Source organism: Nocardiopsis sp. TRM 82005, from assembly GCF_056312425.1.
The window spans coordinates 66,855-83,207 of sequence record NZ_JBWDTQ010000011.1 but is presented as its reverse complement, the minus strand read 5'-3'; the positions used below and the strand labels follow the sequence as shown (position 1 = coordinate 83,207).

General features: G+C 69.6%; 17 protein-coding genes and 1 pseudogene. 14 read left to right on the top strand and 4 right to left on the bottom strand.

The window, feature by feature from the left end:
• Window positions 1-35 precede the first annotated feature (35 nt).
• The 7 genes and pseudogenes from AC0T5L_RS08015 (at window position 36) to AC0T5L_RS07985 (ending at window position 5,867) form a co-directional block, all read left to right on the top strand.
• Window positions 36-722: a DsbA family oxidoreductase gene (locus tag AC0T5L_RS08015; protein WP_476164759.1), complete on the top strand. Its 687-nt coding sequence runs from the start codon at window positions 36-38 to the stop codon at window positions 720-722.
• Between the two features lie 357 nt (window positions 723-1,079).
• The gene (locus AC0T5L_RS08010) at window positions 1,080-2,279 is read left to right on the top strand and encodes a PLP-dependent aminotransferase family protein (protein WP_476164758.1); all 1,200 of its coding nucleotides are present in this window, start codon (window positions 1,080-1,082) and stop codon (window positions 2,277-2,279) included.
• Window positions 2,269-2,769 carry a DUF6190 family protein gene (locus AC0T5L_RS08005; RefSeq protein ID WP_476164757.1) on the top strand — a complete coding sequence of 167 codons (501 nt, stop codon included), beginning with the start codon at window positions 2,269-2,271 and terminating at the stop codon, window positions 2,767-2,769. The genes AC0T5L_RS08010 and AC0T5L_RS08005 overlap by 11 nt, the downstream gene beginning before the upstream one ends.
• Window positions 2,770-2,783: 14 nt before the next feature.
• On the top strand, window positions 2,784-3,569 hold the full coding sequence (locus AC0T5L_RS08000) for a dihydrodipicolinate synthase family protein (RefSeq protein WP_476164756.1): 786 nt from the start codon (window positions 2,784-2,786) through the stop codon (window positions 3,567-3,569).
• A complete protein-coding gene (locus AC0T5L_RS07995) occupies window positions 3,566-4,438 on the top strand; it encodes an iron-containing redox enzyme family protein (protein WP_476164755.1) in 873 nt (290 codons plus the stop codon). Before AC0T5L_RS08000 ends, AC0T5L_RS07995 begins: the two co-directional genes overlap by 4 nt.
• Window positions 4,435-4,767, top strand: a complete 333-nt coding sequence (locus tag AC0T5L_RS07990; protein ID WP_476164754.1) for a Rieske (2Fe-2S) protein — start codon at window positions 4,435-4,437, stop codon at window positions 4,765-4,767. Before AC0T5L_RS07995 ends, AC0T5L_RS07990 begins: the two co-directional genes overlap by 4 nt.
• Window positions 4,706-5,867: pseudogene (locus tag AC0T5L_RS07985) on the top strand (alpha/beta hydrolase domain-containing protein). The gene AC0T5L_RS07990 and the pseudogene AC0T5L_RS07985 overlap by 62 nt, the downstream one beginning before the upstream one ends.
• 73 nt (window positions 5,868-5,940) lie before the next feature.
• Here the strand turns inward: AC0T5L_RS07985 and AC0T5L_RS07980 are convergent.
• From AC0T5L_RS07980 to AC0T5L_RS07965, 4 genes are read right to left on the bottom strand one after another with little or no spacing between them, the layout of a single operon-like run.
• Window positions 5,941-6,561 carry a response regulator gene (locus tag AC0T5L_RS07980; protein WP_476164753.1) on the bottom strand — a complete coding sequence of 207 codons (621 nt, stop codon included), beginning with the start codon at window positions 6,559-6,561 and terminating at the stop codon, window positions 5,941-5,943.
• Window positions 6,558-7,820 (bottom strand): sensor histidine kinase, encoded by a 1,263-nt coding sequence (locus tag AC0T5L_RS07975; RefSeq protein ID WP_476164752.1) that lies wholly within the window; start codon window positions 7,818-7,820, stop codon window positions 6,558-6,560. Before AC0T5L_RS07975 ends, AC0T5L_RS07980 begins: the two co-directional genes overlap by 4 nt.
• 7 nt (window positions 7,821-7,827) lie before the next feature.
• Entirely contained in the window at window positions 7,828-8,610 is a 783-nt protein-coding gene (locus tag AC0T5L_RS07970) for an ABC transporter permease (protein WP_476164751.1), read from the bottom strand.
• Window positions 8,607-9,515 carry an ABC transporter ATP-binding protein gene (locus AC0T5L_RS07965; protein WP_476164750.1) on the bottom strand — a complete coding sequence of 303 codons (909 nt, stop codon included), beginning with the start codon at window positions 9,513-9,515 and terminating at the stop codon, window positions 8,607-8,609. The genes AC0T5L_RS07970 and AC0T5L_RS07965 overlap by 4 nt, the downstream gene beginning before the upstream one ends.
• 218 nt (window positions 9,516-9,733) lie before the next feature.
• On the opposite strand from AC0T5L_RS07965, the gene AC0T5L_RS07960 reads away from it, so the two are divergent.
• From AC0T5L_RS07960 to AC0T5L_RS07930, 7 genes are all read left to right on the top strand, one after another.
• The gene (locus AC0T5L_RS07960) at window positions 9,734-11,056 is read left to right on the top strand and encodes an MFS transporter (RefSeq protein ID WP_476164749.1); all 1,323 of its coding nucleotides are present in this window, start codon (window positions 9,734-9,736) and stop codon (window positions 11,054-11,056) included.
• Window positions 11,057-11,705: 649 nt separating this feature from the next.
• Window positions 11,706-11,879, top strand: coding sequence for a hypothetical protein (locus AC0T5L_RS07955; protein WP_476164748.1), 174 nt, complete (start codon window positions 11,706-11,708; stop codon window positions 11,877-11,879).
• 129 nt (window positions 11,880-12,008) lie between these two features.
• A complete protein-coding gene (locus tag AC0T5L_RS07950; protein ID WP_476164747.1) occupies window positions 12,009-12,350 on the top strand; it encodes a hypothetical protein in 342 nt (113 codons plus the stop codon).
• A gap of 87 nt (window positions 12,351-12,437) precedes the next feature.
• On the top strand, window positions 12,438-13,514 hold the full coding sequence (locus AC0T5L_RS07945) for a peptidoglycan-binding domain-containing protein (RefSeq protein WP_476164746.1): 1,077 nt from the start codon (window positions 12,438-12,440) through the stop codon (window positions 13,512-13,514).
• A gap of 42 nt (window positions 13,515-13,556) precedes the next feature.
• A complete protein-coding gene (locus tag AC0T5L_RS07940) occupies window positions 13,557-14,042 on the top strand; it encodes an ATP-binding cassette domain-containing protein (RefSeq protein WP_476164745.1) in 486 nt (161 codons plus the stop codon).
• Complete coding sequence (locus AC0T5L_RS07935) at window positions 14,039-15,106, top strand: hypothetical protein (protein ID WP_476164744.1); 1,068 nt, start codon at window positions 14,039-14,041, stop codon at window positions 15,104-15,106. The genes AC0T5L_RS07940 and AC0T5L_RS07935 overlap by 4 nt, the downstream gene beginning before the upstream one ends.
• Before the next feature lie 594 nt (window positions 15,107-15,700).
• Window positions 15,701-16,237 (top strand): globin domain-containing protein, encoded by a 537-nt coding sequence (locus AC0T5L_RS07930; RefSeq protein WP_476164743.1) that lies wholly within the window; start codon window positions 15,701-15,703, stop codon window positions 16,235-16,237.
• The last annotated feature ends 116 nt before the right edge of the window (window positions 16,238-16,353 follow it).

Here is a 16,353-nt window from a genome sequence, read left to right as displayed (position 1 = left end):
CGATTTCCGTTCCTGACCTTCCGAGGAGAAACGCCATGACCGACAACCTGACCCCGCCGCCGGGGACCATCATCGTCTTCTCCGACATCTGGTGTTCGTTCGCCCATGTCGCCGTCCACCGGCTGCACGCCGCACGCAGCACGCTGGGCCTGGAGAACGAGGTCACCCTCGACCACCGCGCCTTCCCCCTGGAGCTGCTCAACCGGGCCCCGAGCCCGCGTTCGGGCACCGACAGCGAAGTCGGCCGCATCGCCTCACTCGAACCGAACGCGGGCTGGCAGCTGTGGCAGGCGCCGGACTGGCTGTACCCGTCGACGACACTGCCCGCCCTGGAAGCGGTGCAGGCGGCCAAGGAACAGGGCCCACGCGCCTCGGAACAGCTCGACCTCGCCCTGCGCAAGGCCTTCTGGGCCGAGTCGCGCTGCATCGCGAACCGAACGGTCATCCTCGAAGCCGCGGCCTCCGCCGACGGTGTCGATCCCGACCACATCGCGGCCGCGCTCGACGACGGCCGCGCCCGCAGATCCCTGTCCGAGCAGGCCGCGGTCTCGGCCACCGACCGTGTGAACTGCAGCCCCCACCTCTTCCTGCCCGACGGCAGCGACCACGCCAATCCCGGTATCGATGTCGCGTGGGCCGGCGGCTACGGCACCGGCTGGCCCGTCATCTCCTCCGACGATCCCAAGGCCTACGAGGACCTCGTCCGCCGCGCCGCGGCCTGATCACCGTCCGGTCCCCGCCGAGGGGAGCCCCGAGCCCCCGGGCCCCTTCGGCGGCCGATTTTCCCCACGTATTTCACTGATCACCGACACACACCGAGATAGAACCGAACATCGTTCAGCCAGGTGAGAGACGCATTCCATAGAAGTGGAATGCGCTTTTGTGCTGCCATTTTATCCCCCGTGGCCGGATTGTGCCAATTGAAGGCAATTTCTCCAAATTGTGGATTTCTTGGCTACCTTTACCTGTGGCTGCGCCGGAACATACACCTCCAACCGCTGACGCGATCAGGTGCGGGCGCGGCGGTGACCCACCGATCCCAGACCACGGAGAACCGGATCAACACGAAGGGCTGAACGATGTCTTCGATTTCCCTTGAGAGCAACACGGACACCACAGCTGGGAACGATCGTCCACTCGATCTCACACAGCACGAGATCCAGGCACTGAAGACGCGCTACAACCTGGCTGACGCGCACACCCACCAGCGGCAGTCCGGAAGCCAGGAAAAGATCGTCGAACGGCTTCCCGAACTGTGGCACGAGTCCGAGGAAGAGCAGCAGGCCTACTTCGAGGAGCGCTTCCTTTCGGCGTTCTTCCGCCTCCACAAGCAGCCCACCGCGCACTCCATGCACCGCACGCTGCTCTCGTACTCGGCCAGCGTCTCGACGATGGTCGCCGGAATGTACCTCAAGCAGCACGACATGTCCGTGTCGCTGATCGAACCCTGCTTCGACAACCTCATCGACCTGTTGCGCAACATGCAGGTCCCGCTCTCCCCGGTTCCGGAGACCGCGCTGGCAGATCCGGGGCGCATCTATGAACGCCTGACCGAAACCTGCGAAGGCGACGCCCTCTACCTCGTCGACCCCAACAACCCCACAGGATTCACCCTCCTGGCCCAAGGAATCGACGGCTTCCGCGAGGTCGTGCGCTACTGCGTCGACAACGACAAGCTGCTGATGATCGACTTCTGCTTCGCGTCGTTCGCCCTGTGCGACGAGAAGATCGGCCGATTCGACGTGTACGAGCTCCTGGAGGAGTCCGGCGTCACCTACATGGTCATCGAGGACACCGGAAAGACCTGGCCCATCCAGGACGCCAAGTGCGCCATGATCACCGCCAGCCGCGACATTCACCCCGAGGTCTACAACCTCCACACCAGCGTCCTGCTGAACGTGTCGCCGTTCGTGCTCAACATGGTCGCGCACTACGTCGAGGACTCCATCAGGGACGGCTTCGCGTCGGTGCGCCGGATCATCGAGGAGAACACCGCGACCGTACGCAACGCCCTCGCCGGGACGATCCTGGAGTACCAGGAGCCCGTGGTGTCGACGAGCGTCGCCTGGTTCCGCGTTCTCCCTGCCGGACCCAAGGCCGAGGAACTACAGGCCGAGCTGTTGCAGGAGGAGGTGTACGTGCTGCCCGGCACCTACTTCTACTGGAACGAGCCAGCCAGGGGCGAGCGCTTCGTCCGACTCGCCCTCGCCCGCGAGCCGGAGATGTTCCGGCTGGCCATGGACCGCATGCGCAAGGTGCTGATGCGCCATGGCCGGTGACCTCTTCATCGACGCCGACGTGTTCATGGGCATGCACCATGAGGACGAGGCGGTCCGACGCAGCTGCAAGGCCTTCTTCGTCGAACACCTGCGAGGGCGCGTGGCGATGAGTCTGGAACAGGTGGGACGCTGCGACGACCTGGTCTGGCGGCGGAGCCGGGAGTCGCAGGACGCCTACTACCCCTTCATGGACCGCCTGCACACGGACATGGCCATCGACCGCACCGGCTACACCGAGCAGGACGTCCGCTGCGCCTGGAAGTCCCCGGGGCTGAACGGGCTCCCACCCCACCAGCGGCTGGTACTGGGACAGGTGCTCGCCCGGGACGGGAGGCTGCGGACGATCGCTCCAGAGCTGATCCGCGACGGCCTGCCGGCGGACACCGTGCCCGTCCACGGTGAGGAGGACGAGGAGCCGGTCTTCCCCGAGCCCCTGGAGCACCTGTACCAGGAGTCCCTGGTCCTACGCGTCCCCGCCCGAGACCTGTGAGAGAGGACGGCAGCATGTACTCCGGAACGATCGTTCCCCTGGTCACACCGTACGACGGCGACGGACGCGTCTGTGAGGAGAGCACCGCGAGCCTGATCGAGTACCTGCACACCGACGTGACCGCCCTCATGCCGACGCTGAGCTCCGGCGAGGGGTGGTGGCTCGACGAACGGCAGTGGACCGACATGGTTCACTACACAGTGACGCACAGTCACGGCTTGCCGGTGCTGGCCGGTATCCAGCTCCAGGACACGGAGGCGGTCCTGGAGCGGGCGCTTCTGGCCGAACGGCTGAGGGTCGACGCGGTCGTGGTGACGACGCCCTTCGGTCCCGGCGTGACCCAGGACGACATCCACGACCACTACCGAACCATCCGCGCGGGCACCGGTGTCCCGATCTTCCTCTACAACGAGGACGCCGTCTCCGGTAACCGCATCGAGTACGAGACGCTACTCGCGCTGTGCGAGCTGCCCGGCGTCGTCGGCGTCAAGGAGTCGAGCGGATCGGCCGAGTTCACCACCAGGATCGCCAACGCGGGGACCGGAGTACCGGTCTTCGAGGGCTGGGAGAACCTGCTCTCCTCGGTGGACGGCGTCGACGGGTTCATCGGTCCGCTGGCCAATCTTCAACCCGACCTGTGCAACGCGATGCTCGTCGACCCCACGCGGCGCGCACAGGAGGTCCTCGACCTCGTCTGTGAGCAGTACGGGATCTTTCTCGACGACTGGTACGTGCACGTGAAGCGGGAACTGCGGCGACGCGGTGTCATCACCACCGAGGCGAGTCTGGAGGACGCATGACCACGACCGCTCCACTGGCCCCCGACACGACCACTGCCCGAGCACGCGCGAAGGCCACGGACCAGCGGCGGCTCTACCGCCTCTACCGCAGTGTGCCCACCGTGGCGGAGTACGAGGAACTGCTGGACCTGGAGGACCGGTGGATCACGCCGATGGCGACCGCCTTCACCGCCTCGGCTCCCCCGCTCCGCTCACGTGGCGACCTGCTCCGGGCGTTACGCGAACGCCTGGCCCAGGAAGAGGCCTCGCCCGCTCCGGCGGACCGCTTCCTCGCCGAGGAGGCGACTCTTGAGCAGTTCCGGACGGTGGTGAGCGAGTTCGCCGTGGACGGGCTGACCGAGTCGGAGTATCTGCTGCCCGTGGTGCCGAGGCTGCCTTTCGGGGCGGGCATGGCGGTGTTCCGGGTACTCGTCGACGAACTCGGCTCCGGAAACGACGAACAGGCGCATTCCCAGCTCTACCGGAACTTACTGACCGAGCTGGGTATGACGCTGGACCTGGAGCACTACGTCCAGCAGGCGTGCCCGGAGGCCCTGGCCTACGTCAACATGTTCCACTGGCTGGCCAGCCGTGCACCCTCCCCCGAGTACTTCCTGGGGGGCTACGCCTACTTCGAGTCCAGTGTGCTCTACGCCTTCCGCAGCTACCGGCGGGCGGCCGAGCGTCTCGGCATCGCGGCGCACGGATACTACAGCGAGCACCTCTACATCGACAGCTTCCACAGCAGGCAGATGCGCGCAGCGATCCGTGTCCTCGACGAGGAGAACGGTCTCGACCTGGCACGGGTGTGGTCGGGAGTGGAGCTGACCAGCACGATCGTCGCCTCGGCCTTCGAAGGGGTCGTCGAGAGGGCGGGGAGGACGGCATGACCTCGCTCTCCGGCTCCAACGCCTCGGGCGGTGGCGATGACGGCGGTACGTCCGCGCCCAGGGTGGTGCAGGTGACCGAGGACCTGGTGATGATCGAGGTGGCGGGCAGACGCGTGATCGCCGAGGCGCGCTGCCCCCACCGCAAGGGCAAGCTGAAGTTCGCCCACGTCGACGGGCGGAAACTGCGGATCCGCTGCCAACTGCACCACTCGACGTTCGACCTGGAGGACGGCGAGGCCGTCACCGGGCCGGCGTGCACACCGCTGCGTGTGGTCGCGAACCTGTTGGACGCCGACGGCGACGGCTCCGGCGCACTGGAACAGAGGTGATCGGCGAGGGTCCGGTCCAGCTCCGCACCGCCTGACCGGCCGGCGCCCCGGCCCTGAGCAGGGGCGCCGGTCCCGATGGCCGGTGTCCGGCCCGTCGACGCCGTCATCGGGGAAACGACCTGTTCCGAGTCCGACCGCCCTTCACCCCCTTGCCGGCGTGTTCGCGTCGGCATACCTTCGCGTGGCCAGCAGTGACCAACAGCGGACCGTCCGTGTTGGTACGAACGAAAGGCACCGCAGTGGCTACGACCGACTGGACGTCACGGACGGCGGAACCGTCGCCGACGACCAGCTCTCCTACGGCATCTACTCGCAGGCGGCGCAGGCCCTGCGCTCCTCCGGAGACCTCACCGGCGGGACCGAGGTCGACCAGGTCCTGGCCATCGGGGCTTCTCAGTCCGCGGGCCGCATGACGGTCTACTACGAGGAGGTCCTCCCCCGCATCGAGCCGGTCTTCGACGGATACGGCTTCGTCGTGGGCTCGGCCCCGAGGCCGACCGTCCCGAACCGGTGTTCCAGGTGCTGTCGGAGACCGACGCCGCCTGGATCGGTCCCGCGGAGGACACGGAGGCCTTCCGCCGCTGGGAGGTGGCGGGCTCCGCACACTCCGGCTGGGCCGGACGGCAGGCGCGCGAGGATGTCGAGGAGCGCGACTTCGGCCGGCAGCCGCGGTACGACTGCGTCGAGCCCCCGTTCAGCCGCGTGCCGCTGCATCACGTGCTCAACGCCTCCTACGACCACCTCAGCGAGTGGGCCTCGGACGGGACCCCGCCGCCGGCCGCGGAACCGATCACGCGCACCGGGCGGGGGAGATCGTCCGGGACGAGGACGGATTCGCGGAGGGAGGCGTCCGGCTCTCCCGGGTGGAGGCGCCCACGGCGCTGAACACCGGCGGCAACGCCCCGGCGGCCCCGGAGGACTACTTCTGTGTGCTCTTCGGCTCGCACGCCCCCTTCGACGAGGACGAGTTGGCGGAGCGCTACCGCGGTCACGGACAGTACGTGTGGGCGGTCAACCGCGCGGAGGATGAGAACGTGCGCGAGGGCTACGTCACGCGCGCCGGCTCCCTGCGGACCAGGCTGGAGGCCGCGCGTCGCTGACGCCTCCGCCGGTCGCCGCGCGTCATACGGGACCCCGTCCCGTGGCCCACCGCGGTGGGCCACGGCGCGCTCCCTAGCCGATGAGGCCGCGGCGGTAGGCCTCGGCCACCGCCGCGGCCCGGTCGCGGACGCCGAGCTTGTTGTACACGTGCTGTAGGTGCGTCTTGACGCTCGCCTCGCTGATGAACAGGCGCGCCGCCGCACTCCGGTTGGACGCCCCGTCGGCGACGAGCCCCAGCACCTCCAGTTCACGGGCGCTCAGACTCTGGCCGGCGGGCCTGCGGACCTGGCCCATCAGGTGCCGCACCGCCGTCGGCGCCAGGACCGACTCCCCGCGGTGCACGGCGCGTACCCCGCGCAGCAGCTCGTCGGTCGAGGCGTCCTTGAGCAGGTATCCGGTGGCACCGGCCTCGACGGCCGGGAGGACGTCGCTCTCGCTATCGAAGGTGGTGAGGACGAGGACGCGCACGTCCGGCGCCTCCCGGGCCAGGGCGGCGATCGCCCCGACCCCGGAGAGCACCGGCATGCGCAGGTCCATCAGCACGACGTCGGCGGAGAACTCCCCCGCGCGTTCGACCGCCTCACGGCCGTTGGACGCCTCACCGACCACCTCGATGTCGTCCTCCGCGGCGAAGGCGCCGCGCAGGCCGTCGCGCACGACGGGGTGGTCGTCGGCGATGAGGACACGGATCACGTCGCCTCCACCGGGATCGCGGGCACGGTCGCGCTGACGGCGGTGCCCTCCCCCTCGCCGGTCTCGATCTCCACCGTGCCTCCGATCCCGCGAATGCGCTGGCGCATGCTGTTGAGTCCGAACCCGTGCCGGTTGCCCCCGGCCATCCCCCGCCCGTCGTCGCGGACGTCGAGCAGGACCACGTCGTCGGAGTAGGACAGGGTCACGCCCACCCGGGAGGCGTCGGCGTGCTTGGCGACGTTGGTGAGCGCCTCCTGGGCGACACGGAAGAGGGCCACCTCGATCGCCGGGCTCAGTGCGACGCGCTCGCCGGTGACGTCGAGCCCGGAGCGGACGCGGTGCTCCTCCTCCCAACGGCGGGTGAGCTCGCCGAGGGCCTCGGGCAGCTGGCTCTCCACCAGCTGCCGGGGGCGCAGGGCCTGCACGGAGCGCCGCGCCTCGGCCAGGCTCTCCCGGGCCAGGTTGAGCGCGCGGTCCACGTGCGGGCGCGCCGACCCGGGATCGTCCCACACCCGCTGCGCCGCCTGGACCTGCGTCACGATCCCGGTGAGCCCCTGGGCCAGGGTGTCATGGATCTCCCGCGCCATACGCTGGCGCTCGTCCAGCGCCCCGGCCTCCCTGGCCTGTGTGAGGAGCTGCGCGTGCAGGCCGGCGTTCTCCTCCAGGGCCGCCTCGAGCTTGACCACCATCGTCTGGCGTTCCCTGTGCTGCTCCGCGCCCTTGGCCGCGACCACGAGCCCTCCGCCTATGGCCACGGTCTGGACGGTGACCACGCCGACGTAGACGAAGAGGTGTTCCAGGAAGGGCATCTCCGTGTCCGTCCCGGGGAAACCCATGGTCGTCGTGTGCAGCGCGATCGACGCGGCCGCGACACCGACGAAGGCCAGAGGCCAGGGCAGCACCAAGGCGTGGAAGAACAGTGTGATGGCGAACATCAGGAACAGGGGATTGTGCGCCATCATCACGGAGCACAGTGCGACGAGCCCGGCGAAGTAGAGCAGGGAGGGCAGCATGCGGTTGTCGCGGCCGGGTGGGGTGAGCACGTAACCGAGGAGCACCCAGGCCGCCGCGAACACGGCCAAGCCGAAGGTGACCGCGTGCCCGGTCCAGTCCCGCACCGGCTGGGAGAGGACCAGCGCCGTCGAGGGCAGCAGCAGGACCCAGGGGATGACGACGACGAACCGCTCCCACCACCGGTCCCAGTCCCGTTCCCAGTCCTGCTCCCCGGCGGTGTCCTCACAGTTGCCCCGCGGGCTCATCCGCCGTTCACTCCCATCGGAACAGTCTGGCCGCCAGCGCAGCGGCCACCACGGCGACTCCCGCCATTATCGCCAACTGGACGATCTGGGGGAAACCGGTGGCCGCCACGTCTCCGGACCAGCTCTCCAGCAGGAGTTGGGCCCCGGGCGGCGTGAACTCTCCCATCCGCACGAGGACGTCGGGCAGGAAGACCCTCGGTAGGAAGACCCCGCCCACGATCATCAGCAGCATGTACAGAACCATCGACAGACCGTTGGCCGCGCGTGCGTTGGGCACCACCGCGGCGACCAGGGTCCCCAGCGCGATGAGTGACGCGGCCCCGACGACGAACCCGGCAGCGAACAGCAGCGGCCGGCTCGGCGGCTCGATGTCCAGGACCAGCCAGGCGGAGACCACCAGGAGCACGGCGGAGACCGCCGCCGCCGCGAACACCACGATGATCTGCGCGGCCAGGACCATACCGGGGTGCACCGGCGTGGTCGCCATCCGGCGCAGTACGCCGTTCTCCCGATAGCTGGCCAGGGCGGACGGCAGGTGCTGGAGGCACAGGATCCCCATGCCGAGGATCAGGGCCGTGGGGGCCCAGGTCTCGATGAAGCTCATGCCGCCGAACTCCGGGGTCGGTTCACGCATCATCGGCAGGGCGCCGAGGCCCAGGAGGATCACGGTCGGCAGCACGATGCCGAGACCGATGGCCGTGGGCTCGCGTAGCAGCAGCCTGGCCTCGGTCACTGTGAGCTGGCGCAGGGCGGACACGGTGGCTCCCTCCTTCTCGGTGGCGGTGTTCATGACTGGAGGGTGCGGCCGGTCAGGGTGACGAACGCGTCGTCCAGGCTGGAGCGCTCAATGCGCAGCTCCTCGGCGATGACGTGCTCACGGGCCAGGGCAGAGGTCACCGCGTGGAGCAGGTTTCCCTGGCCGGTCACCTGGATCCGGGAGCCGCTGCGTCGTACGGAGCCGACCTCGGGCAGAGCGGCGAGTACCTGCTCGTCGAGTCCGGCGGACACACGGAAGGTCACCTGCTGTTCCGGGCTGGCCTGGGCGACGAGTCCGGCGGGGGTGTCCAGGGCGGCGATGCGGCCCGCGTCGATCAGGGCGAGCCGGTCGCAGAGCCGTTCGGCCTCGTCCATGAAGTGCGTGACGAGCACGATCGTGACCCCGGAGTCGCGCACGTCCTCGATGAGGTCCCAGGTGTCGCGCCGCGCCTGCGGGTCCAGGCCCGTGGTCAGTTCGTCGAGGATGGTCACGGTCGGACGGCCCACGAGAGCGAGGGCGATGGACAGCCGCTGCTTCTGCCCGCCGGACAGCCTGCGGTACTGGGTGTCGCGCTTGTCGGCGATCCCGAGCATCTCCATGAGCTGACCGGTGTCGGCCGAGGCACGGTAGAAGGAGGCGTAGAGCTCCAGGGCCTCCCCCACCCTGATCCGGTCGGGCAGCCGCGCCTCCTGGAGCTGCACGCCGAGGCGCTCGCGGATCTCGCCCCGGTCCCGCCTCGGATCCCGGCCGAGCACGGTGATCGATCCGGTGCCGGCGGGGCGTATCCCCGCCACGCACTCGACAGTGGTGGTCTTCCCGGCTCCGTTGGGGCCGAGGATCCCGAAGATCTCACCCTCCTCGACGGAGAAGGACACGTCGTCGACGGCGGTCTTCTCCCCGTAGCGCTTGTGCAGGTTCCTGACGTCGATGATCGGCATGCTCCGAGCATCGCGCGGGACCGGGGGGCCACGAATCACCCGCACGGCCACGGGATCGGTGGATTCCGCGCATCAACCGATCGGTCGACCCGGCCACCGGTCGGCCCGGGGGGGGCGGACGCCGCGGCTCGGGGCCGGGGCGGGACAATAGGCCCGATGATCGACAGACCCCGTCTCCATGCTCCGGTACCCGCCATCCCCACGGCGGGAGACGTGCGATGAGGCCGACAGGGACCCCCGGCCGCGCTACCCCCTCGCCCGCCCGGGTCGTAGCCGCCTCCGCGCTGGTCCTGGCGCTGAGCGGCCCGGGGCAGACCGCGGGTGTCTCCGTGTTCGTCGACCATGTCATCGCCGACCTGGACATCAGCCGATCGGCCGTCTCCCTCGCCTACATGGTCGGCACGCTCAGCGGCGCGCTCGCACTGCCCTGGCTGGGGCGGGCCGTCGACAGGTTCGGGGTCCAGCGGGTCCTGGCCGCGGTGGCGCTGGGCTTCGGCGGATTCCTGGTCCTGCTGGCCTGCGTACAGGGACTGGTGGGGCTGACCGCGGGCTTCGTCGGGGTACGCGCCCTGGGCCAGGGCGGCATGTCGCTGATCGCCAGCACCGCCGTCGCGATCTCGGTGACCCGCGGCCGGGGCACCCTGCTCGGGCTCACCACCTCGGCGGGGAGCGCGGGGATCTCGCTGTTCCCGCTGATCGCCGAGCAGGTGGTCTCCGTCCTGGGCTGGCGGTACACCTTCGCCGCCGAGGCGCTGCTCATCTGGGTGGTCGTGCTGCCCCTGGCGTTCTGGGGCCTGCGCGGGGTCGCCCGGGCGCCCGAGCGGTCCGAGGGGGCCAAGGCGCCCGGACGGACCGGGCCCGGGGAGACCGAGCGGACCGGGAAGCCCGCACACGCGGGGCCTGCCGCGACCGTCGAACCGGAGTGGCCGCTGCGGGCGATCGTGCGCACCTCCGTCTTCTGGGCGTTGACCGGGGCGGTGGCGTGCAGCGGGCTGGTGTCCACCGCCGTGTTCTTCCACCAGATCGCCGTGCTGGGCGAGCAGGGGCTCACCCCGACGCAGGCCGCCGCCAACTTCCTGCCCCAGACCGTCGCCGGGCTGGGTTCGGCGCTGCTCTTCGGTTCGGCCGCCGACCGGCTGTCCCCCAAGATGCTGATGTGCGCGGCCATGGCCATGCACGCGCTGGCGCTCACCCTGCTGCCGCTGGTCGCCCCGGGCCTGGGAGCGGTCCTCTACGGGGTGGCGCTGGGCGCGGCGGCTTCCGGGGCCCGCGCGGTGGAGAACGCCGCGCTGCCCTTCTACTTCGGCACCGCCAACCTCGGCTCCCTGCGCGGGGTGACCCAGTCCGTCGCGGTCGCCTCCACCGCAGTGGGCCCCATCCTGTTGTCCCTGGCCCACGGGTGGGCGGGGTCCTACCGGCCCGGCGTCCTGGGGCTGGCCCTGCTCTGCGCGCTGATGGCGGTCGCGGTGTGCTTCGCCCGGCGGCCCGTGCCCCCGCGCGCCGACGCGTGGCCGGATCCGGCCATGCCTAACCGCGGGTGAGGGCTCTCCGCGTCTCCCTGACCGGAAGCAGGGAAACCGGGGCCGGGTGGCGCTCCTTCATGAGCTCCGCATACGCGATGGGCCCCGCCACGACCCACGGAAACCCGCGGTCGACTGACGAATATTTGATTCACCCTGGGTAAATGTCTGTAAAGTTAATTCTTGCTCCCATACCCCTGAACTCTGTAGAACAGGGGAGCCGCGGCACTTCTCGTAGTACGACCACGGATCGGAAGTGGAAATACCTCACCAGGAGAAGAAGACCTTCGCGCTCCCCCGGATGGGACGACGGGCCATCACCGGACTCTTCACCTTGGCCCTGGTGGCCGGAGGGGGAGTGGTGGAGGTGATCGACGCCGACCCCGCAGCCGCCTGTGTGCGCGGATACCGGGACGTTACCACCGGATATTCGAGTGCGAGCACAAGCACGAGCGGCTGCAGTGCCTTCGGGCGTTCCTGGGCCTACCACGGAGATGCGTCCCAATCAACACATTGGTATCCGAACAGCAGCAGCGCCTACGCTTCTGACCACAGCGGGGCGGCCCCCCGATACGCGGGTTACGAGTTCGGCTGATTCCTGACCGAATCCGCGACCGGGCACAGGGAGGCCTCCACGCCCGGTCGCGGTGCCACAGAGAAAGGAATGACTTTGGGCAAGCATTCCGAATCCGGTGTCCTGTGTACGGCGGTGGTCGCCCTTTTGATCGCCGGATGCGGTGCGCAGCAAGAGAACGAGGGGTTGTCCGAGGCCGCACAGAACGCCGGGACGATGGACCAGACCCTCGTGGAGCAGTTCGAATGGGCGCGCGGGGAGTCCACCTAGGACTTCGAGCGCGAGGTTTTCGACCGCGCCATCGAGAACGGCGAGATAGCGCCGGAGGACTACGAGGAGGCGTTCAACCGCTGCCAGGAGTGCGCCGAGGCGGCCGGGCCGGAGGAAACCTACGAAAAGATGCCGAGCGGCCTGTACCGGATGGAGGAGTCCGACCACGGTGACAGCGAGGAAACCGTGAGCGCGTCAATGGGCGCCGGTGCCGAATGCGCCGACGGGACCCTGATGAGGATCGAGGGGATGTACGCGGTCCAGGTGGGCAACCCGCACATGCTCGCTGACACTCGGGCCGCGGTCATCCAGTGCCTCTACGAGGAGGGGTTCGTGGAGGCAGGCTACTCCGTGGAGATGTTCGAAAGCCACATGGAGGAAGGCATGCGAAGCGCGCCGTTCGACATGGCGAACGAGACGGTCAGCGACTGTTTCTACCGTTCAGGCTTCGCGATCTCCTCCGGGCAGTGAGGACTCCACGGTGAAGACCCTCTCCCCGGAAACTTCCTCCTGGGCGGACTCCTGCTGACCATCACCGCAGGCACGGCCGGTTTCCTGTTGCGCCCCGCCGACCCGCCCCCGAGCCTGGCCACCGCCGAGGACACCGTGTCCGCCCCCGCCTCCGTGGAGCGGTTCGCCGACGGGCACACGGTCGAGGTGACTCTCAACACCGCTCCGACCCCGGACCTGGAGATGGGCAGGAGCGGCCGGATCACCGACACTTCCTGTACGGCGGGTTCCACCCTGCGCTCGGGCGAGACAGCGGCGGAGGTCGACGGTGACCCGCTCCTGGCCCTGGCGACGCCCCGGCCCCTGCACCGGGACCTGGGCCGTGGCGACCGCGGCCCCGACGTGGAGGCACTACAGGCCGAGCTCGACCGGCTCGGGTACGCCGCTGCGGAGGACGGCACCTACGGCTGGCAGACCGCCGCCGCGGTGCGCACGCTCGAGGAGAGGTCCGGTGTCGACCAGCCCGACGGCGTGCTGGGCCTGGCGGACGTCATGTGGATGCCCGCCTCCGAGGTCGTCCTCGACGAGTGCCATGCTCTGCTCGGCAGCACGGTCGGGGCCGGAAGCGCGTTCGCCGGGGTCCCCGGACGCCTGGAGTCGATAGCGCTGGCGCCGCTTCCCGCCGCGGCACTTCCCGGAGACCGCGTGCTGACCCTCGGGGAGGTGACCGGACCGGTCGACACGGACGGGTTCGGCGACGATCCGGAGTTCCTGAGGCGGCTGGCCGACACGCCCGAGGCGCAGGCGGCCCGGGAGCGGACCGGTGAGGACGCACCGGTCATGGGCACTTCCTCCTTGGCCGAGCCGGTGGACGTCCTGAAGGTACCGCCAGGAGCGCTCTTCGCGACCGGGGACGGCTCCGGCTGCCTCCAGTCCGGGAGCGAGGTGTACCCGGTCGAGATCATCAGCTCCGCCATCGGATCGACCCTGGTCGTGGCCTCCGGTGACGGGGTATCGCCGACCTGCCCGACAGCGTCGACCTGGGCCGGGGCGTCACCGCCGACTCCTGTCGGGGCGGCCGACCGTGACGAACACCGCCCACGTGCACGCCACCGGACTGGCCCACCGCTTCCCTGGGACCGCGCTGCTCTTCTCCGACCTGGACTTCGGGCTGCGGCCGGGTGAGACCAGCTGTGCGGCCCCTCCGGGTGCGGCAAGTCCACACTGATGTCCATCCTCGCAGGGTGGGTCGACCCCCTCGCCGGAACCGTCGAGACGTCGGGCGTGACCCGCACCGGCTGGGTCTTCCAGAATCCCTACGGCGTTCCCGGACGCACCGCGCTGGACCACGTCGTCCTACCACTGCTCGCGCGGGGCTACCTCCGCGGGAAGGCCGAAGAGCGCGCGCTGGAGGCCATGGCGGCCTTCGATCTCACCGAGGTGACCGGACGGCCCTTCCGGGAGCTGTCGGGCGGCGAGGCCCAGCGGCTCATGCTCGCCCGCGCGGTGTGTTCGGCACCTGACCTACTCCTGGTGGACGAACCCACGGCCCAGCTCGACCTGCGTACCGCCCGGGCCGTCAACGCCACCTTGGGCCACGTCGCCCGGGAGGGGACCATCGTGGTGGTCGCCACGCACGACCCGCACACGCGGAAGGCGTGCGCCCACGTCGTCGACCTGGAGGCCGGCACTCGGAAGGGTGGGACGGAGTGAGGCCTTCCGCTGTCCTGTCCGAGGCTTGGCGCAACCTCGCGACCGGCACCACCCGGGCCACGGTCCTCGCGCTGGTGCTCGCCGCGGTCAGCGCCGCACTGGCCATCACCGACGCCCGCACCGTCATCGGCCTGCAGCAGCGCGCCGCCGACTTCGTCACCGCGGGGGCCTCGGTCCGGGTGCTCAGCGCGGCCGGGGGCGTCGACGGCGCCTCCTGCGACGGCCTCGCCGAACTGCCCGCCGTCACCTCCACCGGCGCGCTGCGCGAGCGTGACGCCTTCCTGCTCGACGCGATGCCCGCGAACCCGCTGCCCGCCTACACGGTGACCCCCGGGATGGCACACGTTCTGGGGGTGGACGCCGTCTCAGCGGAGGGCGTGTGGGTCTCCAAGGACACGGCCCGCACACTACGGGTCGTTCCCGGCCAGACCCTGGAGTCCTCGGAGGGACCACTCACCGTCGCAGGGGTGTTCGACTACCCCGACGACGGCAGGGACGACCGGCCCCGTTACGCGGCCCTGGTCCCCGATGCGGCCCCGGGCGCCTTCGACCAGTGCTGGGCGCAGGTGTGGCCGCCATCCGCGCAGACGGACGAACTACTCCTCACCGCCGTGGTGACGGATCTGTCGCCGAACGTGGCAGTAACCGTCGGCCAGCTCAACAGCAGCCTGGGCGAGCCCTTCGACGGCGCCGCAGCGTTCACCGGCCGAATCACTCGGTTCGCACTGCCCGGAGCGGCCCTGACCGGTCTGGTACTGGGATTCGTCGCGGTCCGGCTGCGCCGCCTGGAGATCGCTGGTGCGCTGCACGTGGGGCAGTCGCGGCGGTCCCAGTTGGCCATCGCGGCCATCGAGACCGCGGCATGGTCCCTGGCCGGACTGGTGCTGAGCGTCTGCGCCCTACTCGTGGCGGCCCGCATCCGCGGTCCGGCCGATCCGGCCCACGTCTTCTGGACCGACGTGCGCGGACCCGCGGCGGCGGTGCTGGCGGCCCAGGCCGGAGCGGTCGCCGCGCTGGCCCCGGTCCGTGAGAACCACCTGTTCCGGTACTTCAAGGACCGTTGAGGAGGGGCAAGGCCGAACAGGGCCAGTTCCCGCGGCCGCATGGTGTCGAGCGGTGGCGGACCCGACCGGATCGGGGTAGCGGTACCGACAGGGGTGGGTCGGCCGGACGACCTTCACGCTACCGGCTGGTAACGTCCAAATACGCCCATACTTCTGTTAAATTGCCACAACACACGTAAGGAGGAGGGCTGGGTCGTGCGAACAGCAAAACGAGCGTCGTCCGCCTCCTGCGTGGCATTCGTAGCCATCCGAGCTGTGGACGGGTACTGAATCCGGAAGAAGAGGACGAGGCAGCGATGAGGGACCCCGCCAACCTCGGCACTGCCGGGGGGACGGCATGGCCGCCCACTTCACCCCGGACCTCTGAGAGACCGCCCGTGTCCGCGGCGACTTGAGGCTCCGCTCTCACGTGTACCGTCCGGGAACGGGGCCAGTAACACGACACACGCTGGCCCGACACATGCAGGCCCTGCCCCGGAACTGGCGGGGACGTACACGATGCCACCTCTATCCCGGTGACTCTCAGTAACAACTCTGTCGTGGTGTGTGCGCCTTCGTGGTGCTTACCGTCCCTCAACCCCGATTGGAGGCTCTTTGTCTCCCCGTTCCATCAAAGAGGTCCCGCTTCCCGCCCCAGCCGTCGTCGAGGCGGTCCAGCACTCCTGCGCCTCTTTACCACCCGGTTCGACCCGCCTGTCCGAGCGCTTCTACCAGAACCTGTTCTCCATGGCGCCCGAGGTGCGGGGTATGTTCCCCGAGAACATGCAGGTCCAGAAGGAGCGCATGGCCTTCGCCCTGCTGGAGGTCGTCCACCACCTCGGCCAGCCCGACGAGGTGGCCGGTTACCTACAGGAACTGGGCGCCCAGCACAGGCGTGAACTCGCCATCGAACCCGAGCACTACCCCTACGTGGGCCGTGCCCTGGTGCGCGCCGTCAGCGAGGTCTCACCGACCTGGTCCTCCTCGATGAGCTCGGCCTGGGTGATGGTCTACGAATGGATCACCGCCAACATGCTCGAAGGCGCACGCGAGGCCGACGCGGGCAAGCCCGCGGCACACAGCCGCCACGCGGCTCCGCGCACCGGGCACCAGCGAACCGACACGGCCGACTCCACCTCACCGTCACGCTGACCCAGCGTGGCCGCTTCCGCTCCGAGCCTGGCCCGGGGCGCTCTCTACCCCACCAACTCCACCGCCCCGGCCGACTGCGATCCAGCCAGTCCCACCAGCCCCACCAGCCCCAGTGA

Coding starts and splice junctions, on each gene's coding strand:
- AC0T5L_RS07970 (WP_476164751.1), bottom strand. CDS start 8,610: ATGAACACCGCCACCGAGAAGGAGGGAGCCACCGTGTCCGCCCTGCGC.
- AC0T5L_RS07995 (WP_476164755.1), top strand. CDS start 3,566: ATGACCACGACCGCTCCACTGGCCCCCGACACGACCACTGCCCGAGCA.
- AC0T5L_RS07940 (WP_476164745.1), top strand. CDS start 13,557: ATGTCCATCCTCGCAGGGTGGGTCGACCCCCTCGCCGGAACCGTCGAG.
- AC0T5L_RS07960 (WP_476164749.1), top strand. CDS start 9,734: ATGAGGCCGACAGGGACCCCCGGCCGCGCTACCCCCTCGCCCGCCCGG.
- AC0T5L_RS07990 (WP_476164754.1), top strand. CDS start 4,435: ATGACCTCGCTCTCCGGCTCCAACGCCTCGGGCGGTGGCGATGACGGC.
- AC0T5L_RS08010 (WP_476164758.1), top strand. CDS start 1,080: ATGTCTTCGATTTCCCTTGAGAGCAACACGGACACCACAGCTGGGAAC.
- AC0T5L_RS07975 (WP_476164752.1), bottom strand. CDS start 7,820: ATGAGCCCGCGGGGCAACTGTGAGGACACCGCCGGGGAGCAGGACTGG.
- AC0T5L_RS08000 (WP_476164756.1), top strand. CDS start 2,784: ATGTACTCCGGAACGATCGTTCCCCTGGTCACACCGTACGACGGCGAC.
- AC0T5L_RS07950 (WP_476164747.1), top strand. CDS start 12,009: ATGCCGAGCGGCCTGTACCGGATGGAGGAGTCCGACCACGGTGACAGC.
- AC0T5L_RS07965 (WP_476164750.1), bottom strand. CDS start 9,515: ATGCCGATCATCGACGTCAGGAACCTGCACAAGCGCTACGGGGAGAAG.
- AC0T5L_RS08015 (WP_476164759.1), top strand. CDS start 36: ATGACCGACAACCTGACCCCGCCGCCGGGGACCATCATCGTCTTCTCC.
- AC0T5L_RS08005 (WP_476164757.1), top strand. CDS start 2,269: ATGGCCGGTGACCTCTTCATCGACGCCGACGTGTTCATGGGCATGCAC.